This window comes from Xanthomonas cannabis pv. cannabis, assembly GCF_000802365.1.
GTDB lineage: Bacteria > Pseudomonadota > Gammaproteobacteria > Xanthomonadales > Xanthomonadaceae > Xanthomonas > Xanthomonas cannabis.
This window is the reverse complement of sequence record NZ_JSZE01000223.1, coordinates 1-543: the sequence shown is the minus strand read 5'-3', so window position 1 is coordinate 543 and position 543 is coordinate 1. Positions and strand designations below refer to the sequence as shown.

1 protein-coding gene is annotated in these 543 nt (G+C 45.5%); it reads left to right on the top strand.

Annotated elements, in window-relative coordinates; genetic code table 11:
• The coding region (locus OZ10_RS21910; RefSeq protein ID WP_139051380.1) for a DUF4189 domain-containing protein at positions 1–205 on the top strand (205 nt) is incomplete at its 5' end.
• Positions 206–543: the final 338 nt, after the last annotated feature.

The window sequence follows — 543 nt, the reverse complement described above, 5'->3', positions numbered from 1 at the left end:
GGCCGGTAAATGGATAAAAACCTGGGGAGCATTCGCTATGTCACCTAATGGTACGATGGGCACCTCTTCAGGTAAGTTAAGTAAACGTGAAGCAATGAAATCTGCCATAGACGTCTGTGCAGATAGTTCAGAAGGATGCGTGATCAAATATACGTTTAGAAATTCTTGTATTGGTATGTCGCAAGTGATTGGAGGGGGTGTCTAAACTATCGAGAGTGGGCCTGATTGGAGGCTGCTCAGCAAACATCTGACATCTCTTGCAAGAAAAATTCAGGTAACTCCTGTAAATTAGTGTACTCCGTTTGTTCAGATCCATTTTTTAAGAGTTTTTAAAACAGTGCTTTTGAGCTTTGTTCGTAATTGTTTCAGAAATTGTTGCTCTATTGCACCGGTACGATGTTCTCGATGGGCGTGCTGGACGTCATGGTGTCCATTTGTACGAAGATGGTCGCCAAGGTCGCTGGATCGCTCTGGGCGGTCAAGGGGCTTGGCATGGTGCTGGACATGGATTTTACGAACGGCATCACAAGCCAGGCCATGCAA